The organism is Variovorax sp. 10N432 (assembly GCF_056394465.1).
In genome coordinates this window covers 1-23315 of the sequence record NZ_JBFTHX010000021.1, presented here as the reverse complement: position 1 = coordinate 23315, position 23315 = coordinate 1, and the positions used below count along the sequence as shown (strand labels likewise).

At 68.7% G+C, this 23315-nt stretch carries 23 protein-coding genes; 13 read left to right on the top strand and 10 right to left on the bottom strand.

All coding sequences use genetic code 11. The features are described 5' to 3' along the window. Positions 1–15: 15 nt before the first annotated feature. A complete protein-coding gene (locus tag AC1DF3_RS22750; protein ID WP_478140915.1) occupies positions 16–987 on the top strand; it encodes a Bug family tripartite tricarboxylate transporter substrate binding protein in 972 nt (323 codons plus the stop codon). A gap of 5 nt (positions 988–992) precedes the next feature. Continuing rightward, positions 993–2309, top strand: coding sequence for a sulfatase family protein (locus tag AC1DF3_RS22745; protein WP_478140914.1), 1317 nt, complete (start codon positions 993–995; stop codon positions 2307–2309). A gap of 22 nt (positions 2310–2331) precedes the next feature. Here the strand turns inward: AC1DF3_RS22745 and AC1DF3_RS22740 are convergent, their stop codons facing one another. Further along, a complete protein-coding gene (locus tag AC1DF3_RS22740; protein ID WP_286522757.1) occupies positions 2332–2553 on the bottom strand; it encodes a hypothetical protein in 222 nt (73 codons plus the stop codon). Between the two features lie 159 nt (positions 2554–2712). Here AC1DF3_RS22740 and AC1DF3_RS22735 point away from each other — a divergent pair, with 159 nt between their 5' ends. The 3 genes from AC1DF3_RS22735 (at position 2713) to AC1DF3_RS22725 (ending at position 4768) form a co-directional block, all read left to right on the top strand. After that, a complete protein-coding gene (locus AC1DF3_RS22735; protein WP_286531374.1) occupies positions 2713–3300 on the top strand; it encodes a PadR family transcriptional regulator in 588 nt (195 codons plus the stop codon). Continuing rightward, the gene (locus AC1DF3_RS22730; protein WP_286531372.1) at positions 3297–4130 is read left to right on the top strand and encodes a siderophore-interacting protein; all 834 of its coding nucleotides are present in this window, start codon (positions 3297–3299) and stop codon (positions 4128–4130) included. Before AC1DF3_RS22735 ends, AC1DF3_RS22730 begins: the two co-directional genes overlap by 4 nt. Positions 4131–4258: 128 nt before the next feature. Continuing rightward, positions 4259–4768: a hypothetical protein gene (locus tag AC1DF3_RS22725; RefSeq protein ID WP_286531370.1), complete on the top strand. Its 510-nt coding sequence runs from the start codon at positions 4259–4261 to the stop codon at positions 4766–4768. Between the two features lie 315 nt (positions 4769–5083). On the opposite strand, the gene AC1DF3_RS22720 is transcribed toward AC1DF3_RS22725, so the two are convergent. Then, positions 5084–5293, bottom strand: coding sequence for a hypothetical protein (locus AC1DF3_RS22720; RefSeq protein ID WP_286531369.1), 210 nt, complete (start codon positions 5291–5293; stop codon positions 5084–5086). A gap of 95 nt (positions 5294–5388) precedes the next feature. Between AC1DF3_RS22720 and AC1DF3_RS22715 the strand changes: the two genes are divergently transcribed. Further along, positions 5389–5640: a hypothetical protein gene (locus AC1DF3_RS22715; protein WP_478140913.1), complete on the top strand. Its 252-nt coding sequence runs from the start codon at positions 5389–5391 to the stop codon at positions 5638–5640. Between the two features lie 10 nt (positions 5641–5650). Here the strand turns inward: AC1DF3_RS22715 and gnd are convergent, their stop codons facing one another. Continuing rightward, positions 5651–7072 (bottom strand): decarboxylating NADP(+)-dependent phosphogluconate dehydrogenase, encoded by a 1422-nt coding sequence (gene gnd / locus AC1DF3_RS22710; RefSeq protein ID WP_478140912.1) that lies wholly within the window; start codon positions 7070–7072, stop codon positions 5651–5653. 191 nt (positions 7073–7263) lie between these two features. Here gnd and AC1DF3_RS22705 point away from each other — a divergent pair, with 191 nt between their 5' ends. From AC1DF3_RS22705 to AC1DF3_RS22680, 6 genes are all read left to right on the top strand, one after another. Then, a complete protein-coding gene (locus AC1DF3_RS22705; RefSeq protein WP_478140911.1) occupies positions 7264–7389 on the top strand; it encodes a type II toxin-antitoxin system HicA family toxin in 126 nt (41 codons plus the stop codon). 11 nt (positions 7390–7400) lie between these two features. Then, positions 7401–7799, top strand: a complete 399-nt coding sequence (locus AC1DF3_RS22700) for a type II toxin-antitoxin system HicB family antitoxin (RefSeq protein ID WP_286531362.1) — start codon at positions 7401–7403, stop codon at positions 7797–7799. Between the two features lie 252 nt (positions 7800–8051). Further along, positions 8052–10643: a DNA mismatch repair protein MutS gene (gene mutS, locus AC1DF3_RS22695; protein ID WP_478140910.1), complete on the top strand. Its 2592-nt coding sequence runs from the start codon at positions 8052–8054 to the stop codon at positions 10641–10643. Between the two features lie 26 nt (positions 10644–10669). Beyond that, on the top strand, positions 10670–11509 hold the full coding sequence (locus tag AC1DF3_RS22690; protein ID WP_286522766.1) for a proteasome-type protease: 840 nt from the start codon (positions 10670–10672) through the stop codon (positions 11507–11509). Positions 11510–11544: 35 nt separating this feature from the next. After that, positions 11545–12432 carry an alpha/beta hydrolase gene (locus tag AC1DF3_RS22685; RefSeq protein ID WP_286531357.1) on the top strand — a complete coding sequence of 296 codons (888 nt, stop codon included), beginning with the start codon at positions 11545–11547 and terminating at the stop codon, positions 12430–12432. 124 nt (positions 12433–12556) lie between these two features. After that, the gene (locus AC1DF3_RS22680) at positions 12557–12877 is read left to right on the top strand and encodes a DMT family transporter (protein WP_478140909.1); all 321 of its coding nucleotides are present in this window, start codon (positions 12557–12559) and stop codon (positions 12875–12877) included. A gap of 14 nt (positions 12878–12891) precedes the next feature. Here the strand turns inward: AC1DF3_RS22680 and AC1DF3_RS22675 are convergent, their stop codons facing one another. From AC1DF3_RS22675 to AC1DF3_RS22655, 5 genes are read right to left on the bottom strand one after another with little or no spacing between them, the layout of a single operon-like run. After that, the gene (locus tag AC1DF3_RS22675; protein WP_286531354.1) at positions 12892–13716 is read right to left on the bottom strand and encodes an undecaprenyl-diphosphate phosphatase; all 825 of its coding nucleotides are present in this window, start codon (positions 13714–13716) and stop codon (positions 12892–12894) included. A 58-nt stretch (positions 13717–13774) separates the two neighbouring features. Further along, positions 13775–14452 carry a GNAT family N-acetyltransferase gene (locus tag AC1DF3_RS22670; RefSeq protein ID WP_286531353.1) on the bottom strand — a complete coding sequence of 226 codons (678 nt, stop codon included), beginning with the start codon at positions 14450–14452 and terminating at the stop codon, positions 13775–13777. Further along, positions 14449–15096, bottom strand: coding sequence for an aspartate/glutamate racemase family protein (locus AC1DF3_RS22665; RefSeq protein WP_286531352.1), 648 nt, complete (start codon positions 15094–15096; stop codon positions 14449–14451). The genes AC1DF3_RS22670 and AC1DF3_RS22665 overlap by 4 nt, the downstream gene beginning before the upstream one ends. Positions 15097–15105: 9 nt before the next feature. Then, on the bottom strand, positions 15106–16014 hold the full coding sequence (locus AC1DF3_RS22660; RefSeq protein WP_286531350.1) for a transporter substrate-binding domain-containing protein: 909 nt from the start codon (positions 16012–16014) through the stop codon (positions 15106–15108). A gap of 56 nt (positions 16015–16070) precedes the next feature. Beyond that, on the bottom strand, positions 16071–17405 hold the full coding sequence (locus tag AC1DF3_RS22655; protein WP_286531347.1) for an aspartate aminotransferase family protein: 1335 nt from the start codon (positions 17403–17405) through the stop codon (positions 16071–16073). A gap of 124 nt (positions 17406–17529) precedes the next feature. Between AC1DF3_RS22655 and AC1DF3_RS22650 the strand changes: the two genes are divergently transcribed. Further along, positions 17530–18396: a MurR/RpiR family transcriptional regulator gene (locus tag AC1DF3_RS22650; RefSeq protein ID WP_286531344.1), complete on the top strand. Its 867-nt coding sequence runs from the start codon at positions 17530–17532 to the stop codon at positions 18394–18396. A gap of 1 nt (position 18397) precedes the next feature. On the opposite strand, the gene AC1DF3_RS22645 is transcribed toward AC1DF3_RS22650, so the two are convergent. Both AC1DF3_RS22645 and AC1DF3_RS22640 read right to left on the bottom strand, forming a co-directional pair. Further along, positions 18398–19855, bottom strand: coding sequence for an efflux transporter outer membrane subunit (locus AC1DF3_RS22645; RefSeq protein ID WP_478140908.1), 1458 nt, complete (start codon positions 19853–19855; stop codon positions 18398–18400). Beyond that, complete coding sequence (locus AC1DF3_RS22640; RefSeq protein WP_478140907.1) at positions 19852–23142, bottom strand: efflux RND transporter permease subunit; 3291 nt, start codon at positions 23140–23142, stop codon at positions 19852–19854. Before AC1DF3_RS22640 ends, AC1DF3_RS22645 begins: the two co-directional genes overlap by 4 nt. Between the last annotated feature and the right edge of the window lie 173 nt (positions 23143–23315).

Genomic DNA, 23315 nt, shown 5'->3' with positions numbered 1-23315 from the left:
CGCATCGGAGCTCCCATGTTTTCTCGTCGATTCTTTCCCCGCCTCGCCGCCGCTCTCGCCCTGGGCACCGTGGTGCTCGGCGCCCAGGCCCAGGCCCTCGAAGGCGGCCCGCTGCACATCGTGGTCGGCTATGCGGCCGGCGGCGCCACCGACCGCGTGGCCCGCATCGTCGGCGACAAGCTGCAGGCCAGGCTCGGCGTGCCGGTGATCGTCGACAACAAGCCCGGCGCCGGCGGCCGGCTGGCGGCGCAGCAGGCCAAGGCCACGCCGGCCGGCCAGAACGTGCTGATGCTCGCCAATCCGGCCGTGATGGTGGTGGCGCCGCTGGTCTTCAAGGACAACGGCTACGACGCCGAGCGCGACTTCGTGCCGGTCTCGCACGTCAACGACTACGAATTCGCGCTGGCGGTATCGACCGCGGTGCCGGTGCGCGAGTTGTCGCACCTGCTGGCCTGGATGCGGGCCAACCCCGAGAAGGCCAACTTCGGCGTGCCCGCCACCGGCAGCCTGCCGCACTTCTTCAGCCTCATGATGGGCGAGAAGGCCAAGGTGCGGGCCGAGGTGGTCGGCTATCGCGGCTCGGGCCCGCTGCTGACCGACCTGATCGGCGGCCAGGTGCCGATCGCCTTCGACACCTTCGACGTCGACCTGCCGCAGCACCAGGCCGGCAAGATCCGCATCCTGGCGGTTTCGGGGGCCAAGCGCTCGCCCTTCGCGCCCGAGATCCCGACCTTCAAGGAGGCCGGTCTCGACCTGGTCGCCACCGGCTGGAACACCTTCTTCGCGCCGGCGACCATGCCGAAGGACAAGGTGGCGCGCCTGTCGCAGGAAATCCGCGAAGTCATGCAGGACCCGGACACCCAGCGCCGCTTCAAGGACACGCTGATGACGCCAGTGGTCAGCACGCAGGCCCAGACCGAGGCCATGCTCAAGGCCTACCGCGCGCAATGGGCGCCGGTGGTGCAGAAATCCGGCTACCAACCCTGAACCCCATGCAACGACCCAACATCATCTTCATCGTGGCCGACGACCTCGGCCATGCCGACCTCGGCTGCTACGGCGGCCGCGATGCCGAGTTCGGCCCGGTCTCGCCGGTACTCGACGGCCTGGCGGCCAGGGGCATCCGCTTCACGCAGGGCTATGCCAACTCGCCGGTGTGCTCGCCGACCCGCTTCGCGATGATCACCGCGCGCTACCAGTACCGCCTGCGCGGTGCCGCCGAGGAGCCGATCAACAGCAAGAGCCGCGGCAGCGCCACCCTGGGCCTGCCGGCCGACCACCCCACCCTGCCCTCGCTGCTGCGCGGCGCCGGCTACCGCACGGCGCTGGTCGGCAAGTGGCACCTGGGCTATCCGCCCAACTTCGGTCCGCTGCGATCGGGCTACGAGGAGTTCTTCGGTCCGATGTCGGGCGGCGTCGACTACTTCACGCACTGCGATTCGAGCGGCCGGCACGACCTCTGGTCGGGCGAGGAGGACTGCCCGCAGGAGGGCTACCTGACCGACCTGCTGTCGCGGCGCGCGGTCGACTACGTCGAGCGGATGGCGCAGCAAGAGGCGCCCTTCTTCCTGAGCCTGCACTACACGGCGCCGCACTGGCCCTGGGAAACCCGCGACGACGCGGCCAAGGCGCCGGCGGTGAAGGACAACCTGTTCGACCTCTCGGGCGGCAACATCCACACCTACCGCCAAATGATCCACCACATGGACGAGGGCATCGGCTCGATCATGGCCGCTCTCGAAAAGCACGGCATCGCCGACAACACGCTGGTGGTCTTCACCAGCGACAACGGCGGCGAACGCTTTTCCGACAACTGGCCGCTGGTGGGCGGCAAGATGGACCTGACCGAGGGCGGCATCCGGGTGCCGTGGATCGCGCATTGGCCGCAAGGCATCAGGGCCGGCGGCGTGACCGCGCAGCAATGCATGACGATGGACTGGTCGGCGACGATGCTCGCCGCCGCAGGTGTCGCGGCCGACCCGCGCTACCCGCTCGACGGCGTGTCGCTGCTGCCGGTGCTGCGCGACGCCGGCAAAACCTTCGCGCGGCCGCTGCACTGGCGCATGAACCATCGCGGCCAGCGCGCGCTGCGCGACGGCGACTGGAAATACCTGCAGGTCGACGGCAACGAGTACCTGTTCAACATCCCGGCCGACGAGCGCGAGCGGGCCAATCAGGCAAAGAAGGAACCGGAGCGCCTGGCCGCGATGCGCGCCGACTGGCTGGCCTGGAACGCCACCATGCCGCCGATCCCGGAGGATGCGACGGTGAGCCTGGGCTATTCGGTCAAGGACATGCCGCAGCGCTGAGCCAGCGCCGGGCCGCCCTGCATCAGCTGGCCTGGTAGCGCTGCTGGGGGCGCTGGGCCGATGCGCGCAGGAAGCGCACGGTCTGCGCGAATGCCGAGAGGCCGGCGCCGAGGCGCTTCAGCAGCGGCATGAACACCGACGGCTCGTTGCGGCTCAGGTGGCTGGCGTCGTCGTTGGCCAGCTCGCGTTCGAAGGTGTCGGTGAACTTCGGATTGCGGGGGAAATAGGCGTTGGAGTGGGTCATGGGCGCCATTTTAAGGGTTTACCCTAGATTTCAAGTGCTCCCTGTCCCGACAACCCCGCCGAATCCGGGCCTCTGTCACGAATGCCCGGGATGCATCTTGACTTCGATATCATTTAGATATATCTTTTCTAAAATAGATAACGAATTCAAGGACACACCATGCGAGATTGCAGACACTTTCTACACGGCAGCCGGCGCGCTGAACACGCCGACGGGCTCGGCGGCGGCGGCCGGGCCGAAGCGGGCGAACACCGCGGCGGGCGCGGCGGCGGCCGGATCTTCGGCCACGGCGGGTTGCGCTTCGTGCTGCTGCAGCTGATCGCTGACAAGCCGAGCCACGGCTATGAACTGATCAAGGCCATCGAAGAGCGCCTCGGCGGCCGCTACAGTCCCAGCCCCGGCATCGTCTACCCGACCCTGACACTGCTCGAGGAACTGGGCTGTGTCAGCGTCGATGCCGCCGACGGCGGCGGGCGCAAGCGCTACAGCGTCACCGCGGGCGGCCTCGACTACCTCGCCGCCCATCGCGCGACCGTCGACGAGATGATGGCCCGCATGGCCGGCGGCGTCGACGGTGCCGGCCCGCGCGCCGGCCGTCCGCCACAGGTCGTTCGCGCCATCGAGAACCTCAAGCTGGCGATGCGGCTGCGCCTCGCCGGCGCCCCCCTCACCGAACAACAGGCCCACGAATTCGCCGCGGTGCTCGACCACGCCGCCCAACAACTCGATCGCATCGGAACCTCATGAACGACACCTCCATCGCTTCGTCCACCCCCGACCGTCTGCCTCGCCGCTTGCGCCACGACCTGCGCTTCCGCAAGCTCGAAGTCCGTCGCGTGCAGCGCCTCACGCCGCACCTGATCCGGATCACGCTCGGCGGCGACGAGCTCGCCGGCTTCACGAGCCCGGGCTTCGACGACCACGCCAAGGTCTTCTTTCCCGATGCCGCGACCGGCCAACTCACGGTGCCCACGACCGGCCCCGAAGGCCCGGTCTGGCCGCCCGGCCCGAAGCCGGCCATGCGCGACTACACGCCGCGCCGCCACGATGCCCAGGCCGGCACGCTCGAGATCGACTTCGCGCTGCACGATGCCGGTCCGGCCACGCAATGGGCCGAAGCGGCCCGGCCCGGCGACGTGGTCGGCGTCGGCGGCCCGCGCGGCTCCTTCATCATCCCGACCGCCTTCGACTGGCACCTGCTGATCGGCGACGACACGGCGCTGCCCGCGATCTCGCGCCGGCTGGCCGAACTGCCCGCCGGCGCGCGCGCCGTGGTGCTGGCCGAAGTCGACAGCGAAGCCGACGAAATCTCCTTCGACACCCAGGCCGCCCTCGACCTCCAGTGGGTGCACCGCCGCGGCGCGGAGCCGGGCACCGGATCGCCGCTGCTCGATGCACTGCGCCGCCTGACCCTGCCCGAAGGTGACTTCCACGCCTGGGTGGCCTGCGAGTCCAGCGCCGCCAAGGCGCTTCGCGCCCATCTCGTGGGCGAGCGCGGCGCCCACCCGAAATGGGTCAAGGCGGCCGGCTACTGGCGCCGCGGCGCCGCCGCCACGCACGACACCCACGAGGACTGAGCGCCGGCGGCTCTCCCCCAAACGCGCTATGCCGCGCAGCCGTTTGACGATGACGGCTCATGGTCCCAAAATTCAAGAAACTGAGTACTTTGGAATTAGGCGGCGCGTGCGCCGAGGGAGTTGAACCGATGAGCACCGGACCTGCGCACTGGCAGATATTGATCGCCGTGCTGACTGGCGCGCTGCTGTTGGCCCTGATGTGGGCATGGCGACGGGTCGCTGGTCGCCGCGAAATGGAACGCCGCATCGAGGCCGCGAGGGTTCGTTCCGGCCATGTGCCGCTGGAAATCCCGACCGTGCGCGGCGGGACCAACCCCTCGGGCGACTCGGTGCCCGACACGCTGCCCGAGTGGTTCATCCAGGGCAAGGGCGAACACGCGATCGTCGACGAGACGCCGCGCATCCGGGTCCGGTACTTCGATGGCCAGGACCGGAAGATCGAGTGCATCCTGCAGGTCGACCAGCTCGACCTTCAGAAGAAGATCATCGTCGGCCACGGCGAACTGCCGGGCGACACGCGGCGTTTGCCGCTGCACCGCATCGCCTCGGCGCGCATCGCCGAATCGGGCCAGCGCTTCAACATCGACACCTGGGTCGAGGCTGTCCGCGTGGCCCGCCGCCGGCGCGGCCAGGCCTGAGCGGCAACCTTCAGCCGACTCTGCGCCTCCTGCAGGCCGTCAGGGCGTGCCGCCTTGCTGGGGCTTCGGCTCCGCCACCGGCGGCGGCGCGCCGGTGCCGGGTACGCGGGTCCGCTGGCAGATCATCCGGCCGGTCTGCCGGTCCCAGTGGCAGGCCCGTTTGGATTGGGTCGCCGGTGGGGTCGAAGGCTCCGCCGACCAGGCAAGGCCAGCGAAGACGACGGCACCGAAAAGAAGGAGTGGTTGGAGTTGCTTCACGCCGGCAGCTTACTGCAGCCCTCGTGCCTTGCCTCATCATTTCTTGGGAGTGGCTCGTCAGGCCCTGCGGATGCCGCCGGCGCCCGCCGGCTCGGACCGCGGCGCCCGCTTCGCCGGCTTCCTCGGCCCCAGCTGCTGAACGAGGCTCACTGCCGTCGGCAGAGGCGTCTCGAGGATCCGGGCCATGCCACGCGCGAAGCGCTCGCAGCCGGCGTCGAACTCGGCGACGGCCTGGAGGTATTCACGGCGGGCGGACTTCTTGCTCATGACCCGGAAGGTAGCGCAAAAGGCCGACCCTCGCCGCGTTCATTCCGAAGCAAAATGTCACCGGCCCGAGCCACCTACTCTTGAAGGGGATCGACGTGAAGAACGAGATGTCGCTCGCGCAGTTGCGTGGCCAGTTCATCGCCGGCAACGTCCTGCTCGAAAGTCTTCTGCAGTCATTGCCGGTGGAAACGCTGCGCACGCTGTACGCGCGGCACGAAACCAACGCCCGGGAGGTCGCGGACGCGCTCCGGCGTGCGAACCGCTCGCAGGAAGAACTGGACGCCTACAACGACTTCACATTGAACAACCAGGTCGTGATCGGCCGCATCTGGCGCAATTCGGCTTAGAGCCGCAGGCTCAGCCGATCACCTCGGGCCATTCGGTATGGAAGAACCGGCCTTCGGGCTGGTCGGTCCGCTCGTAGGTGTGGGCACCGAAGAAGTCGCGCTGCGCCTGCAGCAGGTTCGCCGGCAGACGCTCGGTGCGGTAGCTGTCGTAGTAGGCCAGCGAGGCGCTGAACGCAGGCACCGGGATGCCGTTGCCGACCGCTAGCGCGACCACTTCGCGCCAGTTCTGCTGGGTGCGGTTCAGCAGGTCCTTGAAGAAGGGGTCGAGCATCAGGTTGCCGAGCGCGGGGTCGGTGCGAAAGGCGTCGGTGATGCGGTTCAGGAATCGCGCCCGGATGATGCAGCCGCCGCGCCAGATCGCCGCGATGCGGCCGAGGTCGAGGCCCCAGTCCTTCTTGTCGCCCATGGTCTTGATGAGATCGAAGCCCTGGGTGTAGCTGATGACCTTCGACGCATAGAGCGCATCGTGGACCTTGGCCACCAGCGCCTTCTTTTCCAGCGACAGCGCGATCTTCGGGCCCTGAAGGAGCCGGCTGGCCGCCACGCGCTGCTTCTTCTGCGACGACAGCACGCGGGCCTCGACGGCGGCGTTGATGGTGCTGATGACCACCGCGTTCTCGGCGGCATTGATCAGCGTCCACTGGCCGGTGCCCTTCTGGCCGGCCTTGTCGAGAATGACGTCGACGATCGGCTTGCCGGTCTCCGGGTCTTTCTGTCCGAGCGCCTTGGCGGTGATCTGGATCAGATAGCTTTGCAGCTCGCCCTCGTTCCATTCATCGAAGATCGCGGCCATCTCGTCGGTCGTGAAGCCGGCCGCCTTGAACAGGCTGTAGGCCTCGCAGATGAGCTGCATGTCGCCGTATTCGATCCCGTTGTGGACCATCTTGACGTAGTGCCCGGCGCCGCCCGGCCCGATGTGGATCACGCAAGGCTCGCCGTCCACCTTGGCCGCGATGCTCTCGAAGATCGGCTTCATCACTTCCCAGGTGGAGAGCGGTCCGCCCGGCATGATCGACGGCCCCTTGCGCGCTCCTTCCTCGCCGCCCGACACGCCGGCGCCGATGAAGCGCAGGCCCTTGCCCGCGAGGTAGGCATCGCGGCGCTCGGTGTCGGTGTAGAGGCTGTTGCCGCCGTCGATGACGATGTCGTCCTTGTCGAGCAGCGGGATGAGTTGCTCGATCACCTGGTCGACCGGTGCGCCGGCCTTCACCATGATCTGGATCTTGCGCGGCCGAGCCAGGCTCTGGACGAAGTCCTCGAGCGTCTTGGCGCCGACCAGCTTCTTGCCGGGGTTGGCGGCGACGAAGGCCTCGGTGGTGGCCTCGGTGCGGTTGTAGACGCTGACCTGGAAGCCGTGGCTTTCCACGTTCAGCACCAGGTTCTGGCCCATGACGGCCAGGCCGATCAATCCGAAATCGCTTTTGTCGTTCATCTGTAGATTCTCCGGCCCCTCGCGAAATGGCGCTGGCGGTGCAATTGATACAGATTGTGCGCACGAGTCGGGCCTCGGCGTGTCCGTGCCGGCTTGTGGTGACCATCGACAGACTCTGGTGGTTATAATAACCACCATGCGCAGCGCAGCCATCATCGAAGCTCGTAGCCGATGGCTGGTCGCTTCGCTCGGTGCGCGGCAGCCACCACGTGTTCAACCACCCTGGCAAGCCGGGTCACATCACTGTGCCGCATCCGAAGAAAGACCTGGGCATCGGCCTTGTCCAGAAGCTGCTCAAGCAGGCCGGGTTGAAGTAAAGGAGTCCATCATGAAATTCCTCATTGCCATCGAGCCAGGGACCGACAAGACGGCCTTCGGCGTGGCCGTGCCCGACCTGCCCGGGTGCTTCTCGGCGGGAGACACGCTGGAGGAAGCCTTCGACCACGCGAAGGAAGCGATCGACGCCTTTCTGGAGGCGTTGGCCGAGGACGGCGCCGAGATCCCTGCGCTGAAGCCGATGGCCGCGCACATGGCAGACCCCGAGTACGCGGGCTGGACATGGGGCGTCGTGGAAGTGGACGTGACGCGCTACGAAGGCAAGGCAGAGAAGATCAACATCACGCTGCCGGGCCGCCTGCTGGCCAAGATCGACGCTTACACGCGGACGCACAACACCAACCGCAGCCGCTTCCTCGCCGACGCGGCCCGGTCGGCGATGCAAGGCTGAAGAGGCCGGCGCGCCGGCAGGCGCCGGATCAGCGCAGGAATCCCCGGCGAGCAGTCCCTGGCCGAGCCGAGGCCCGGACAACCGTCCACCATAATGTGCGGGCCCGGCTGCAACGGCCAAGTTTTGTTAGGTGCCCGCAAGTTGAACCAGATCGTCGAAGACCGTGATATCCCTATTGAAATCAAAGGGATAGCGCAAAAAGGCCTTGCCCATCGCGCGCCTGCGAAGCCTGACCTGTCCGGTCACACGCCCATGATGGCGCAGTACCTCGGCCTCAAGGCCGACCACCCCGACACCCTTCTGTTCTACCGGATGGGCGACTTCTACGAGCTGTTCTACGCCGACGCCGAGAAGGCCGCGCGATTGCTCGACATCACGCTGACCCAGCGCGGCCAATCGGCCGGCCAGCCGGTCGTGATGTGCGGCGTGCCCTTTCACGCTGTCGATACCTACCTGGGCCGCCTGATCAAACTCGGCGAATCGGTCGCCATCTGCGAGCAGGTCGGCGAAGTCGGCGCCAGCAAGGGACCGGTGGAGCGCAAGGTGGTGCGGGTGGTCACGCCGGGCACGCTGACCGATGCCGAACTGCTCAACGACAAGAGCGAATCGCTGCTGCTGGCCGTGCATGCGGGTGCGCGCAACTTCTGCGGCCTGGCCTGGCTCAGCGTCACGGGTGCCGAGCTGCGGCTCGCCGAATGCCCGTCCGACGCCCTCGAAGCCTGGATCGCACGGATCGCACCGAGCGAACTGCTCTACAGCGCCGAGGTCACGCCCGCCTTCGAGCAACGCCTGAAGGCAGCGCGCGGCGCCACCCCCTTCACCCTGTCGCTGCGGCCGGCCTGGCAGTTCGACGGCGGCCTCGGCGAGCGCAAGCTGTGCGAGCAGATGGGCAGCACCAACCTGGCGGCCTGGAATGCCGAATCGCTCGCCAACGCCCATGCCGCCGCCGCCGCGCTGCTGGGCTATGCCGAGCACACCCAGGGCCGGGCGCTGGCGCACGTGCAGCGGCTGGCGGTCGAGCGCGACGGCGAACTGATCGAACTGCCGCCGACCACCCGGCGCAATCTCGAGCTGGTCCAGACCCTGCGCGGCGAAGAGTCGCCCACCCTGTTCTCGCTGCTCGACACCTGCATGACCGGGATGGGCAGCCGGCTGCTCAAGCGCTGGCTGCTGGCGCCCCGACGCGACCGCGGCGCGGCCCAGTCGCGGCTCGAAGCGATCGCCGCGCTGCAGGCCCCGCCGCCCGGTGGCACCGCGGCCCCCTGGCGCACCCTGCGCGACCAGCTCAAGAACACCAGCGACGTCGAACGCATCGCGGCCCGCATCTCGCTCAGGCAGGTGCGCCCGCGCGAGCTGCTGGCCCTGCGGATGGCGCTGGCCAAGGCCGGGCAGCTGGCACCCGCCCTGCCCGGTGCATCGGCGCTGCTGGCGCAACTGGCCGACCAGCTGGCGCCACCCTCCGGCTGCGCCGAACTGCTGGTCGCCGCGATCACTCCGGAGCCCTCGGCGCTGGTCCGCGACGGCGGCGTGATCGCCAGCGGCCACGATGCCGAGCTCGATGAGCTGCGCGCCATCAGCGAGAACTGCGACGACTTTCTGCTCCAGCTCGAGGCCAGCGAACGCGAGCGCACCGGCATCAGCAATCTGCGGGTGCAGTTCAATCGCGTGCACGGCTTCTACATCGAGGTCACGCAGAGCGCGCTGGCCAAGGTGCCCGACAACTACCGCCGGCGCCAGACACTGAAGAACGCCGAGCGCTTCATCACGCCCGAGCTCAAGGCCTTCGAGGACAAGGCGCTGTCGGCGCAGGACCGCGCACTGGCGCGCGAGAAGTGGCTCTACGAGCAGCTGCTCCACGCCCTCCAGCCGTCGGTGGCCGCGCTGACCCGGCTGGCCGGCGCCATCGCCACGCTCGACGCCCTCTGCGCACTGGCCGAGCGCTCGCATGCACTGCACTGGCGGGCGCCGAGTTTCGTCGCCCATCCCTGCATCGAGATCGAACAGGGCCGCCATCCGGTGGTCGAAGCCCGGCTGGCCGAGAAATCTTCGGGCGCGTTCATCGCCAACGACACCCGCCTCGGCCCCCAGCAGCGCATGCAGGTCATCACCGGCCCCAACATGGGCGGCAAGTCGACCTACATGCGGCAGGTCGCGATCATCGTGCTGCTGGCGTCCATCGGCTCGCACGTGCCGGCCGCGGCCTGCAGGCTCGGGCCGATCGACGCCATCCACACCCGCATCGGCGCGGCCGACGACCTGGCCAACGCACAGTCGACCTTCATGCTCGAGATGACCGAGGCGGCGCAGATCCTGCACGGCGCCACCGCCCACTCGCTGGTGCTCATGGACGAGATCGGCCGCGGCACCAGCACCTTCGACGGGCTGGCGCTGGCGGCCGGCATCGCCGCCCAGCTGCACGACCGCACGCGCGCCTTCACGCTCTTCGCGACCCACTATTTCGAGCTCACCGAATTCCCGGCCAGCCACCACGGCGCGGTCAACATGCACGTGAGCGCCACCGAGGCCGGCCGCGACATCGTCTTCCTGCACGAGATGCAGCCCGGCCCGGCCAGCAAGAGCTACGGCATCCAGGTGGCGCGGCTGGCCGGCATGCCGGCGGCGGTGGTCAACCACGCGCGGCAGGCGCTGGAGGCCCTGGAATCGCAGCAGACCCAGACCCGCGCCCAGGTCGATCTGTTCGCGCCGCCGCCGGCGGCCGAGGCGCCGCTGGCGAGCGCCGTAGAATCCGCGCTGAGTGCGATCGACCCCGATGCGATGAGCCCGCGCGAAGCGCTCGAGGCCCTCTACACACTGAAGAAACTCCAGATGCGCGAGCAGGGCTGATGGCTCGATTCGTGCAAGAAGAACTCATGACCTACTGTGTCGGCATCAAACTCAACGCCGGACTGGTGTTCCTGTCCGATTCGCGCACCAATGCGGGCGTGGACCACATCAGCACCTTCCGCAAGATGATCGTCTACGAGCAGCCCGGCGACCGCGTCATGGTGCTGCTGTCGGCCGGCAACCTGAGCATCTCGCAGTCGGTGCGGGAAATCCTCCAGATCGAAGAGCTGCGCGAAACCAAGGAGAACGGCGAGGAAAGCCCGCCGATCACCATCTGGAACGCCAAGAGCATGTTCGACGCCGCCCGCGTGCTCGGCTCGGCCGTGCGCCACGTGTACGACCGCGATGCCGAGGCGCTCAAGCACGCCGGGCTGGACTTCAATGTCTCCTTCATTTTCGGCGGCCAGGTCAAGGGCGAGGGCATGCGCCTGTTCCTGGTCTACGCGGCCGGCAATTTCATCGAGGCGACCACCGAGACGCCCTACTTCCAGGTCGGCGAGTCGAAGTACGGCAAGCCGGTGCTCGACCGCGTGCTGACCCCCGAGACCCCGCTCGACGAAGCCGCCAAGTGCGCGCTGGTGTCGATGGACTCGACCATGAAGTCGAACCTGTCGGTCGGCCTGCCGCTCGACCTGGTGGTGTACGAGGCCAACACCCTGCGCACCGACAAGGTGATCTGCATCGACGCCGACAACCCCTACTACCGGATGATGCACAACAGCTGGGGCCAGAAGCTGCGCGAGGTGTTCGACAGCATCGAGGACCCGGTCTGGGACGACGCCTACACCGAGCATCCGCTGAAGATGCCGGCCACGCGGCACAGCCCGCTGCGCAAGATCTCGACGCCCGAAGAAAAGCTGATCTGACCGTGCCCGGCGCCGCCCGCCGGTGCCCCCTTGCCATGCTTCCTCCAGTCATCTTCTCGCACGGGAACAGCTTTCCCGCGAGCACCTACCGCGTGATGCTCGACAGCCTGCGCAACCGCGGCTTCGACGTCGATGCGGTCGAGAAATTCGGCCATGACCCCAAGTACCCGGTCACCGACAACTGGCCACACCTGGTGCAGCAGCTGGCGGACTTCGCGCAGGCGCGGGCCGACCGGGCCGGCGCCCCGGTGCTGCTGGTCGGCCATTCGCTCGGCGGTTTCCTGAGCCTGATGTGCGCCGCCCTGCATCCGGCGCTCGCCCGCGGCGTGGTGCTGCTCGATTCGCCGCTGATCGGCGGCTGGCGCGCCGGCACGATCAACCTCATGAAGCGCACGCCGCTGATGAAGAGCGTGTCCCCCGGCATGATCAGCCGCAAGCGCAGGAACACCTGGGAGCACCGCGAGGCGGTGTTCGAGCATTTCCGCAGCAAGAAGGCCTTCGCCAAGTGGGACGAACGCGTGCTGCGCGACTACATCGAGCACGGCACCTTCGATCTCGACGATGCGAGCGACGCCGGGCCGCCCCAAGGCGCGAGGGCCCCCGCGGGCGGCAGCGAGGACACGTCAGTGCCGAGCGTGGGGGCCAGTTCACGCGCCTTGAGTTTCGACCGCGATGTCGAGACCGCGATCTACGACACCATCCCGCACAACCTGGGCGCCCTGCTGCGCGCCCATCCGCTGAAGTGCCGCGCGGCCTTCGTCGGCGGCCGCCAGTCGGTCGAGATGAAGCGGGTCGGCATGGCGATGACCCAGCAGGTCACCAAGGGGCGGATCATGATGCTCGACGGCACCCACCTGTTTCCGATGGAAAAGCCGATCGCCACCGCCGCGGCGGTCGAGGCGGCGCTGCGCAACCTGCTCTGACGCGTCGGCGGCGGCCGGCACCGCCGCGGTCCCTTGCCATCATCCCGCCCCATCGGGAGGACGACCTCCCGGACGAGTGGAATCAATTCGGGACGGCCCGGCTTTTTCTTGAAGTGAGGGACACATGGCCTGGATCTATCTCGTCATCGCCGGCATTCTCGAAGTGGCATGGGCCTATTCGATGAAGCTCTCCGAGGGCTTCAGCCGCCCGTGGCCCACGGCCCTCACGCTGGTCCTCATGATCGCGAGCTTCGGCTTGCTGTCGATCTCGATGCGCTCGCTGCCGCTCGGTACCGCCTACACGATCTGGACCGGCATCGGCGCGGTCGGCGCCTTCGTGGTCGGCATCCTGGTACTCGGCGAGCAGGCCAGCCTCATGCGGATCGCCGCCGGCGCACTGATCGTCTGCGGCATCGTTCTGATGAAGCTCTCGTCGCCGCACTGAGCCCTTGCCGGCGTTCAGTCGGCCCAGGTGACGACGCCGCTCCACGCGGTCGCCAGCACCACGATCCCGAAGGCGATCCGGTACCAGGCGAAAGGCACGAAATCGTGCGTGCTGATGTAGCGCAGCAGCCAGCGCACGCACAGCCATGCGCTCACGAACGAGAACACCAGGCCGACCGCGAACAACGGGATGTCGGCCACCGACAACAGCGCGCGCTCCTTGTAGAGGCTGTAGGCGCCGGCACCGATCAGGGTCGGGATCGCGAGGAAGAAGGAGAAGTCGGTCGCCGCCTTGCGCGACAGCCCGAGCAGCATGCCGCCGATGATGGTCGAGCCGCTTCGGCTGGTGCCGGGGATCATCGCGAAGCACTGCACCAGGCCGACCTTGAGCGCATCCCAGGGCGTCATGTCGTCGACGTTCTCGATCCGCACCGAGCCCGGCGGTCGCCGCTCGGCCCACAGGATGATGAAGCCGCCGATGATGAAGGTGCTCGCCACCACGGTCGGCGTGAACAGGTGGGCCTTGATGGCCTTGCCGAACAGCAGGCCCAGCACCACCGCCGGCAGAAAGGCGATCAGCACGTTGAGCGCGAAGCGCCGCGCCTTCGGCTGGCGCGGCAGCGCCACGACGGTCGAGTGGATCTTGTGCCAGAAGACCAGCACCACCGCGAAGATGGCACCGGTCTGGATCGCGATGTCGAAGACCTTGGCCTTGTCGTCGTCGAAGCCGAGCAGCGAACCGGCGAGGATCAGATGGCCGGTCGACGAGATCGGAAGAAATTCGGTCAGGCCCTCGACGATGCCCATGATGGCGGCCTTGGCCAGCAAAACGATATCCACGCGCGCTCCTTGAAAGAGCGTCGATTATCGCGATCGCGGCGGTCAGGTTCCGTTCAGATCAACACGGCGAGATGACGCGCACCACCACCTCGCGATGGTCCTTGAAGCCCATCCGCTGGTAAAGCCCATGGGCGCCTTCGTTGTCACGCATGACATGCAGGAACGGGGTCTCGCCTCGCTGCAGCTGGCGGCGAATCAGCTTCGCGGCCAGCCGGCGCGCCAGGCCGCGCCCCTGGTAGTCGGGATGGGTGCAGATGCCGCTGATCTCGCGCAGCGTGCCGGCGCACATGCGTTCGCCGGCCATCGCGATCAGGCGGTCGCCCTCGAAGCAGCCGAAGTAGTCGCCGAGCTCGGGTGTCCGCGGGCCGAAGGGCCCGGGGCGGGTCAGCGCGGCCAGTTCGACCGCCTGGGCCGCATGTTCCGGCCGCAAGGACGTGGCATCGAGAGCCGGGTCGTCGTCCGGCATCGCGCCCTGCCACACCATCCTGAACATGGTCGAGTCCAGATCGATGCGCCAGCCCGCGGGTGCGCTGCCGGACCAGTCCATGCAGTAGAAGTGATCGCCGGGGGCGCAGAACGGTGTCAGGTCGTCGAGCTCGGGATGGCCGGCATTCGCGAACCCGACGATCGGAGAAAAGCCGGGCGCGTAGCGGCGGGCGCGGTCGGTGCCGGTGGCGAAGCCGGCGTGCGGGCCCGAGAGCGTGTTCCAGGCGATGTTGTCGAGCAGCGGGTTCATCGCGTTTCCAGTCGCCGCCGCAGGGCGCGCACCGCACTGTCGACGGTGGTCAACACCGGCAGCCCCGACGCCGCTTCGCAGGCCGCCCGGGCGCGCGCCAGGCTGAACTGCGCCAACGCGATGCGGGTGCAGCCGCGCGCGCGCAGCCCCCTGGCCTGGGCGGCGACCAGCGCATCGTGCTGCTCGCCGTCGCCGGCATTCAGGGCCTCGAGCGCGCCCTCGGCCAGCGCCAGTTCGAGCGCCACGCCGGGCGGGAATTCGGGCGGCATCGATTCGAGCGTGGGCCCGAAGCTCGCGATCAGGCCCAGCGTGCCGGCGCCGGCCGCGGCCTCCTCGATCATCGCCTCGTTGGGCTTCAGCACCGGCATGCCGGCGTGGCGCCGCGCCACCGCCTCGATGCACGGACCGAAGGCCGAGCAGGTGAAGAGGATGCCTTGCGCGCCGCAGTCGACCGCATACTGCGCCAGCCGCTGGAAGCGCTCGTGCATGGCCTCGTCGAGCCCGCGCCCGCCGCGAGCGAGATCGCCCGACAGGCTGTCGTCGAGCAGGTTCGTGCGCAAGGCCTCGGGCCATTCGCGCGCCAGCGCTTCGTTGATCGGCGCGACCGAATGCGCCAGGGCGTGGATGAGTGCGATACGGGTCATCGGCGGTGCTCAGATCCCCTTCGACGACGGATTCGCGAAAGCGTCCCGGGTCTCGGCGTTGAGCGGGTAGTTGATGTTGATGTTCTTCGGCGGAATGGGCGACATGAACCAGCGGTTGTAGAGCTTTTCCATCTCGCCCGATTTCATCATGCCACCGACCACGCGGTCCACCAGCGCCTTGAATTCGGGATCGTCCTTGCGCAGCATCAGCGACTGGTTCTCGGTGCGCAGGCTTTCGCCGGTGATCCTGAAGTCCTTCGGGCTGCGGGCGTTGGCGATCTGGCCCGCCAGCAGGATGTCGTCCAGCACGAAAGCCTGAGCGCGGCCGTTCTCGACCAGCAGGAAGGACTCGGTGTGGTCCTTCGCCGCGACGTTCGTGACCTCGAGGTTCTTGCCCTTGTCGGCCTCGCGCAGCAGCCGGAACGAGGTCGTGCCCGTGGTGGTGACGACCGTCTTGCCCTGCAGGTCGGCGATGTCCCTGATGCCCGAATCGGCCTTCACCAGCATGCGCACGTTGTAGCGGAAGATGTCGGGCGAGAACGCCACCTGCTTCTGCCGCTCGACCAGGTTGGTGGTCGAGCCGCATTCGATGTCGACCGTGCCGTTGGCCACCAGCGGGATCCGGTTGGCCGAGGTCACGGCCTGGTAGCGGACCTCCAGGCTCGGCATCCGGAGCTCGGTCTTGATGGCGTCGACGATCCGCATGCAGATGTCGATGCTGTAGCCCACCGGTTTCAGGCTGGCATCGAGGTACGAAAAACCGAAGGACGACTCGCGGTAGCCGACGGTGATGGCGCCGCTGGCCTTGACCTTGGCCAGCGTGCCGCCCTCCTGGGCCTGGGCGGTCGTGAGCGGCAGCAGCGTGCAGGCCGCCATCAAGGCGGCGAAGGCGAACGGGGACAGGCGAGCGAAGGCCATGGAGCAACTCCTCGAAACAGGTGGGTGAAGGCGAAGGGGGAATTCGTTGCAGCGCGTCAGCGCAGCGCGGCGCGCGTGACGCTGTCGATCGCGCCGGCCAGCCGCGTCGCGATCTCCTGCAGATCCTGCCGGGTGGCAATGAAGGGCGGCGCCAGCAGCACGTGGTCGCCCTGCCGGCCGTCGACCGTGCCGCCGAAGGGATAGCACAGCAGGCCGCGCGCCATCGCGTCGTTCTTGATCCGGGCGTGCAGCTTCAACCCCGGCGCGAACGGCGACTTGGTGGCCCGTTCGGCCACCAGCTCGACGCCCCAGAAGAAGCCTCGGCCGCGGATGTCGCCCACGTGCGGATGGTCGCCGAGCGCCTCGCGCAGCATCGCGCCGAAGGCTTCGCCGTCATCCCGCACCTTGGCCAGCAGGCCGTCGCGCCGGATCACCCGCTGCACCGCCAGTGCGGCCGCGCAAGCCACCGGATGACCGAGGTAGGTGTGGCCATGCTGGAAGAAACCGCTGCCCTGCGACATCGCCTCGACGATGCGGCGCTGCGCGAGCACGGCGCCGATCGGCTGGTAGCCGCCGCCCAGGCCCTTGGCGACCGTCACCAGGTCGGGCACCACGCCCTCCTGCTCGCAGGCGTACAGCGTGCCGCAGCGGCCCATGCCGCACATCACCTCGTCGAGGATCAGCAGCACGCCATGGCGGTCACAGACCTCGCGAACGGCCTTGAAGTAGCCCGGCACCGGCGTCAGCACGCCGGCGGTGGCGCCGCCGACGGTCTCGGCGACGAAGGCGATCACGCGGTCGGCGCCCTGCGCCAGGATCGCCGCCTCGAGCTCGGCCGCGAGCCGCACGCCGTACTGATCGGCGCTCTCGCCTTCGTGCTGCTCGCGGTACGGATAGCAGGGAGAGACGTGCGTGGCCGGCACCAGGATCGGCGCGAAGGGCTCGCGCCGCCAGGCGTTGCCGCCGACGGCCAGCGCCCCCAGCGTGTTGCCGTGGTAACTCTGGCGGCGGGCGATGAAGTGGGTGCGCTGCGGCTGGCCGATCTCGACGAAATACTGGCGCGCCATCTTGAGCGCCGACTCGACCGCCTCGGAGCCCCCGCTCACCAGGTAGACATGGCTCATGCCCTCGGGCGCGCCGCCGATCAGCTCGTCGGCCAACTGCTCCGCCACCTCGGTGGTGAAGAAGCTGGTGTGGGCATAAGCCAGGCGATCGACCTGCGCGTGCATCGCGGCGATCACGTCCGGATGCCCATGGCCCAGCGAGGAGACCGCTGCGCCGCCGGAGGCGTCGAGGTAGTCGCGGCCGGCGGCGTCGCGGATCGTCATGCCGCTCGCGGCAATGGCGACCGGCGGGGTGTGGCGGAGATGGCGGTGGAAGACGTGCGTCATGGCGTCGGCTGAATGGAACTAATGTACCAAATGAATTATTGTTTGGAACATTTGTTCCGTCAAGGGATTCTGGAACACCTCCGTTCCATCCGGTACATTCGTTCCAAACCACGACAGGACTTCCATGGGCGTCAAGGACGATCTCCGCCAGCGCTTCGCCGGCCTGAGCCCCGCTCTGCAGCAGGTGGCCAGGTACGTGCTCGACCACCCCAATGACGTGGTCACTCATTCGATGCGCACGATCGGCACGCGCTCGGGCGGCACCCCCGCCACGCTGGTGCGCTTCGCCCAGCACCTGGGCTATGCCGGCTGGCCGCAGTTCAAGGAAGCGGTGGCGTCGGAGATGGGGCTCGGGCCGGAGGCCTACGGCGAGCGGGCCCGCACGCTGGTCGGCCGGGCGACCGACCGCGGCCTGGTCGAGGAGATGTTCGAGGTGCAGCGCCGCAACCTAGAGGCGACGCAACGGCAGAGCGCCGCCTCGTTGCAGAAGGCTTGCGCCCTGCTCGAAAAGGCGGCCACGGTGCATGCCGCCGGCTTCAGGGCCTGCTTCCCGATCGCCTTCTCGTTCGTCTACGTGTACCGGATGTTCCGCACCAGCGTGCAGCTGATCGACGGCCAGGGCGGCTCGCTGGAGATGCAGCAGCGCGCGATGAGCAAGGGCGATGCGCTGGTCGTCGCCAGCTTCGCCCCCTATTCGCGCGAGGCGCTGCAGGTGGCCGAGGCCGCCCGGGCGGCGGGCTGCAAGGTGCTGGCGCTGACCGACAGCGCGGCCTCGCCGCTGTCGCTGCTGGCCGACGAGACCTTGCTGTTCGCGATCCAGAGCCCGTCGTTCTTTCCCTCGGTCGCGGCCGGCACGGCGCTGGCCGAAGCGCTGCTGGAGCTCCTCGCGAGCCGCGCCGGCAAGCCGGTCGTGAAGCGCATCGACCAGGCCGAAACCCAGTTGTTCGAGTCCGGCGCCTACCTGCAGCCGCCGCGGCTGCGCGGCGCCTGAATCATGACTTGGGCAGCGCGGCCGCGGCGACCGGCTGCGGCGCCGGCGCCATCCACTCGGCGTGCCAGCCGCCACCCAGCGACTGGATCAGCGTGATGGCGGCCACCTGCCGGTTGACCTGCACCTGCAGCAGCGCGCGCCGGCTGTTGAGCGCCGACACCTGCGCCACCACCACGCTGGTGTAGTCGATGGTGCCGGCCCGGTAGCGGTTCAGGAACTGCTGCTCGGTGCGGTCGGCCGCGGCCGAGCTCTGGCGGCGCAGGTCCTCCTGCTGCGCCAGGCTGCCGCCCGCGGTCAGCTGGTCCTCGACGCTCTGGAAGGCGGCCAGCACGGTCTGGCGGTAGCGCGCCACCGTGGCCTCGTGGCCGGCCTTGGCGGCATCGACGCTGGCGCCGATCGCGCCGCCGTCGAACACCACCTGCGCGACCGACAGGCCGAGCGACCACAGCGTGTTCGAGGCATTGAACAGGTCGCCGATGCGCGATGCGCTGGTGCTGATGCCGCCGCTCAGGCTGAAGTTCGGGTAGTAGGCCGAGCGCGCGATGCCGATCTGCGCGTTCGCCGCCGCCACCTGGCGCTCGGCCGCCGCGATGTCGGGCCGGCGCTCGAGCAAGGTCGACGGCAGCTCCGCAGGCACGCCGGGCACCGTCATCTTCCACTGGGCCACCGGCAGGCTGAAGTCGGCCGGCGCGACCCCGACCAGCACCGCGATCGCATGCTCGAGCGCATCGCGGTTGCGCTTCAGCGCCGCGCGCTCGGCCTGGGTGTTCGAGTACAGCGTCTCGGCCTGCAGCACGTCGCTCTGGGCGGCGATGCTGGCGGCATAGCGGTTGCGCGTGATCTGCAGGCTGCGCAGGTAGCCCTCGAGCGTGTCGTCGAGGATCTGCAGTTCGGCATCGGCTTCGCGCAGCGAGAAGTAGTTGGTGGCGAGGTCGCCCACGGCCGACAGGCGCGCCGCCGCCAGGTCGGCCTCGCTGGCCTGTGCGTTGGCCTGCGCGCTGTCGACCGCCTGGCGCAGGCGGCCCCAGACATCCGGCTGCCAGTCGACGCCCAGCGCGGCCGCGGAGGCGGTGGCGGCCGAGATGTCGCGGCCCCCGGTACGGCGCGCGCTGCCGTCGAGCGTGACCTGCGGGAACAGCGCGGCGCGCTGGCCGCGCACCAGTGCCTGGGCCTGCGCATAGTTGGCGACCGCGGCGGCAATGTTCTGGTTCGAGATCTGGACGCGCGCCGCAAGGTCATCGAGCGTGGGGTCGCCGAAGAGCTTCCACCACTCGCCCCGGTCGAAGGCATCGGCCGGTGCCGCGGGTTGCCAGCCGGCGGCGGCCGGGGCCGACTTCCAGGCGGCCGGCGCCGCCACCGGCGGCCGTTCGTAGGCCGGGCCGACGGCGCAGCCGGCCAGCAACGCCGCCAGGGCCAGTGCCAGGGGAAGGCGGGGGAAAGGACGTGAGGCTGCAATCATGGGTTCAAGGCGATATCGGGCGTGCCGGGCGGGGCGGAATCCGCGCCGCGGCTCAGGGACTTTTCGTTGGCGGGCCGCCGGCGCAGCTTGTCGAGCAGCACGTAGACTACCGGCGTGGTCAGGAGGGTCAGCAGCTGGCTGGCGATCAGCCCGCCGATGATCGCGACGCCCAGCGGCTGGCGCAGCTCCGAGCCCAGCCCAAAGCCGATCGCCAGCGGCAGCGCACCGAGGGCGGCCGCCAGCGTGGTCATCAGGATCGGACGGAAGCGCAGCAGGCAGGCCTCGCGCACCGCTTCCACGGCGCTGAGCCCGCGCGAGCGTTCGGCCTCGAGCGCGAAGTCGATGATCAGGATCGCGTTCTTCTTGACGATGCCGATCAAGAGGAAGACGCCGATCAGCGCGATGATCGAGAACTCCATGCGGAACATCAAGAGCGCCAGCACCGCGCCGACCCCGGCCGAGGGCAGCGTGGTCAGCACGGTGATCGGATGCACCAGGCTTTCGTAGAGCACCCCGAGCACGATGTAGATCACCACCAGCGCCGCGACGATCAGGAACCACTGCTGGCCCTGCGACTGCTGGGCCGCCAGCGCTGTGCCCTGGAAGCTGCCGCGCACGTTGATCGGCATCGCGATGTCGGCCTCGGCCTGCGCCACGATGCGCTTGGCGTCCGACAGGCTGACGCCGTCGGCCAGGCTGAACGACACGGTGCTGGCGAGCTCGGTGTCCTGGTGGTCGATCGAGGTCGGCACCGCCCGCTCGCTGAGCTTGGCGAAGGCCGACAGCGGCACCATCAGCGTGGTGTCGGTGGCGATCTGCTGCCCGGTGGACGCGGTGCGCAGGGCCGGATTGGCCGACACCGTGGTCGAGGTGCCGGTGTTGGCGTCGGTCGTGTTCTTGATCGAACTGGTGATCGCCTGGCCGTTGGCGTCGGTGCTGGTCTGCAAGGTCGACGGCACGTACAGGTCCTTCAGCACGATCGGCGAGCGCTGGAAGCGCGGCGCCCACTCCATCACCACCGAATACTGGTTGAGCTCGTCGTAGATGGTCGCCACCGAGCGCTGTCCGAAAGCGTTGTAGAGCGCGCTGTCGACGGCGGACGAACTCACGCCGAGCCGGGCGGCGGCATCGCGGTCGACCTCGACGAAGGTCTCGACGCCGTTGTCCGCGTCGTCGCTGTCGACGTCGGTGAGCGCGGTCTCGTCGCGCAGCCGGTTGGCGAGCTTGGTCGACCAGGTGCGCAGGTCACCCAGGTTGTCGCTCTTGAGCGTGTACTGGTAGCTCGAGTTGCTCGAGCGCCCGCCCATGCGCAGGTCCTGCACCGGGCTCAGGAACACGCGCAGGCCGGTCAGCTGGTTGAGCTGGGGGCGCAGGCGGTCGATCACCGCCTGGGTCTTGTCGGTGCGCTGCGACACCGGCTTGAGGTTGACGAACATGAAGCCGCCGCCCGAGCGTCCCCCGCCCGAGAACCCGACCACCGTGTCGACCGCCGGGTCCTTGCGGATGATGTCCACCGCCTGGCGCAGCTTGTCGGCGATGGCCGCCGACGAGATGCTCTGGTCGGCGCGCAGCCCGGCATTGAGCTGGCCGTTGTCCTGCTGCGGGAAGTAGCCCTTGGGGATGGCGTTGAACAGATAGACGTTGAGGCCGATCACCGCCAGCAGCACCACCACGACCACGCCCTTGCTGGCCAGGGCCCAGTCGAGGCTGTGGGCGTAGGTGCGCAGCGTGCCGTTCCAGGCCCGCTCGCCGACACGGCCGAACCAGGCGCGCAGGCGCCCGGGCGGCTTGCCCTTGGCTTCATCGGCCTCGCTGCGCAGCAGCATGGCGCACAGCATCGGCGTGGTGGTGAGCGAGATCACCAGCGAGATCAGCACCGAGGCCGACAGCGTGACCGCGAATTCGCGAAACAGCCGGCCGACCTGGCCGCCCATGAACAGCAGCGGGATGAACACCGCCACCAGCGACAGGCTGATCGACAGCACCGTGAAGCCGACCTCGCGGGCGCCGCGCAGCGCGGCCTCGACGCGGTTCATGCCGGCCTCGACGTGGCGGGTGGTGTTCTCGAGCACCACGATCGCGTCGTCGACGACGAAGCCGGTGGCGACGGTGAGCGCCATCAGGCTCAGGTTGTTGAGGCTGTAGCCCAGCAGGTACATGATGCCGAAGGTGCCGAGCAGCGAGACCACGGTCGCCACGGCCGGCACGATGGTGGCGCGCGCCTTGCGCAGGAACAGGCCCACCACCAGCACGACCAGCGCCACCGAGATCATCAGCGTGATCTCGATCTCGCGCAGCGAGGCGCGGATGGTGTTGGTGCGGTCGGACGCCACCTGGACGTCGATGTCCTGCGGCAGCTGCGCGCGCAGTTCGGGCAGCAGTTCGCGCACGCCATCGACGGTCTCGATGATGTTGGCGCCGGGCGACTGCGTCACCAGCACGATCACCGCGGGTTCGCCGTTGAACAAGCCCAGCGTGCGCGTGTTCTCGACGCTGTCGATCACGCGGGCGACGTCGCCCAGTCGCACCGCGGCGTTGTTGCGCCAGGCGATCACCATGTCGCGATACTCGGCGGCATAGCGCCCCGGTGCCGGCGTGTAGATCTGGAGCCGGCGGTCGGCGGTCTCGATCGCGCCCTTCGGCCGGTTGGCGTTGTTGGCCTGGATCGCGGCGCGCACGTCCTCTGTGCTGATGCCGAAGCGGTTCAGTGCAAAGGGCTCGAGCTCGACCCGCACCGCAGGCAGCGAACCGCCGCCGATCTCGACCTCGCCGACGCCCTCGACCTGCGACAGCCGCTGGCTCACGATGTTCGAGACCGCCTCGTAGATCTGGCCCGGCGTGCGGGTCTTCGAGGTCAGCGCCAGGATCACGACCGGGGCCGCGGTCGGGTTGCGCTTGCGGTAGGTCGGGTTGCTGCGCAGCGTGGCCGGCAAGTCGGCGCGGGCGGCGTTGATCGCGGCCTGCACCTCGCGCGCGGCGCTGTCGATGTTGCGGCTGAGGTCGAACTGCAGCGTGACGCGGGCCGAGCCATTGGAACTGGTCGAGGTCAGCTCGTTGACGCCCGGGATGATGCCGAGCCTTCGCTCCAGCGGCGTGGCGACGCTCGAGGCCATGGTGCTCGGACTGGCGCCCGCCAGGCTGGCCTGCACCGAGATGGTCGGATAGTCGACCTGCGGCAGCGGCGAGACCGGCAGCACGAAGAAGGCGACGATGCCTGCCAGGGCGATGCCTATGGTCAGGAGCATCGTGGCGATGGGGCGCTCTACGAAGGGCTTGGAGAGGTTCATATTTCCTCTCCGCACGTCGTCGATTCGGGGCGGCGATGGCGGGCGGTATGCCCTGGACCGGCCGACGTCACCGGCCCTTCGGGCTTCCCTGCGCTGCTCGCGACAGGCGGGGTCCGCGCAAACTCGCTCCGCTGCGCTCCACTCAAACACGCGCGGCCCTGATCCGCCTGCCC

Bases quoted from the DNA above. Each gene is read 5' to 3' on its own strand.
- AC1DF3_RS22725 (WP_286531370.1), top strand. From the start codon at position 4,259: ATGAGCACCGGACCTGCGCACTGGCAGATATTGATCGCCGTGCTGACT.
- AC1DF3_RS22690 (WP_286522766.1), top strand. From the start codon at position 10,670: ATGACCTACTGTGTCGGCATCAAACTCAACGCCGGACTGGTGTTCCTG.
- AC1DF3_RS22665 (WP_286531352.1), bottom strand. From the start codon at position 15,096: ATGACCCGTATCGCACTCATCCACGCCCTGGCGCATTCGGTCGCGCCG.
- AC1DF3_RS22680 (WP_478140909.1), top strand. From the start codon at position 12,557: ATGGCCTGGATCTATCTCGTCATCGCCGGCATTCTCGAAGTGGCATGG.
- AC1DF3_RS22670 (WP_286531353.1), bottom strand. From the start codon at position 14,452: ATGAACCCGCTGCTCGACAACATCGCCTGGAACACGCTCTCGGGCCCG.
- AC1DF3_RS22645 (WP_478140908.1), bottom strand. From the start codon at position 19,855: ATGATTGCAGCCTCACGTCCTTTCCCCCGCCTTCCCCTGGCACTGGCC.
- AC1DF3_RS22650 (WP_286531344.1), top strand. From the start codon at position 17,530: ATGGGCGTCAAGGACGATCTCCGCCAGCGCTTCGCCGGCCTGAGCCCC.
- AC1DF3_RS22745 (WP_478140914.1), top strand. From the start codon at position 993: ATGCAACGACCCAACATCATCTTCATCGTGGCCGACGACCTCGGCCAT.
- AC1DF3_RS22720 (WP_286531369.1), bottom strand. From the start codon at position 5,293: ATGAGCAAGAAGTCCGCCCGCCGTGAATACCTCCAGGCCGTCGCCGAG.
- gnd (WP_478140912.1), bottom strand. From the start codon at position 7,072: ATGAACGACAAAAGCGATTTCGGATTGATCGGCCTGGCCGTCATGGGC.
- AC1DF3_RS22730 (WP_286531372.1), top strand. From the start codon at position 3,297: ATGAACGACACCTCCATCGCTTCGTCCACCCCCGACCGTCTGCCTCGC.
- mutS (WP_478140910.1), top strand. From the start codon at position 8,052: ATGATGGCGCAGTACCTCGGCCTCAAGGCCGACCACCCCGACACCCTT.
- AC1DF3_RS22660 (WP_286531350.1), bottom strand. From the start codon at position 16,014: ATGGCCTTCGCTCGCCTGTCCCCGTTCGCCTTCGCCGCCTTGATGGCG.
- AC1DF3_RS22750 (WP_478140915.1), top strand. From the start codon at position 16: ATGTTTTCTCGTCGATTCTTTCCCCGCCTCGCCGCCGCTCTCGCCCTG.
- AC1DF3_RS22640 (WP_478140907.1), bottom strand. From the start codon at position 23,142: ATGAACCTCTCCAAGCCCTTCGTAGAGCGCCCCATCGCCACGATGCTC.
- AC1DF3_RS22700 (WP_286531362.1), top strand. From the start codon at position 7,401: ATGAAATTCCTCATTGCCATCGAGCCAGGGACCGACAAGACGGCCTTC.
- AC1DF3_RS22735 (WP_286531374.1), top strand. From the start codon at position 2,713: ATGCGAGATTGCAGACACTTTCTACACGGCAGCCGGCGCGCTGAACAC.
- AC1DF3_RS22740 (WP_286522757.1), bottom strand. From the start codon at position 2,553: ATGACCCACTCCAACGCCTATTTCCCCCGCAATCCGAAGTTCACCGAC.
- AC1DF3_RS22685 (WP_286531357.1), top strand. From the start codon at position 11,545: ATGCTTCCTCCAGTCATCTTCTCGCACGGGAACAGCTTTCCCGCGAGC.
- AC1DF3_RS22655 (WP_286531347.1), bottom strand. From the start codon at position 17,405: ATGACGCACGTCTTCCACCGCCATCTCCGCCACACCCCGCCGGTCGCC.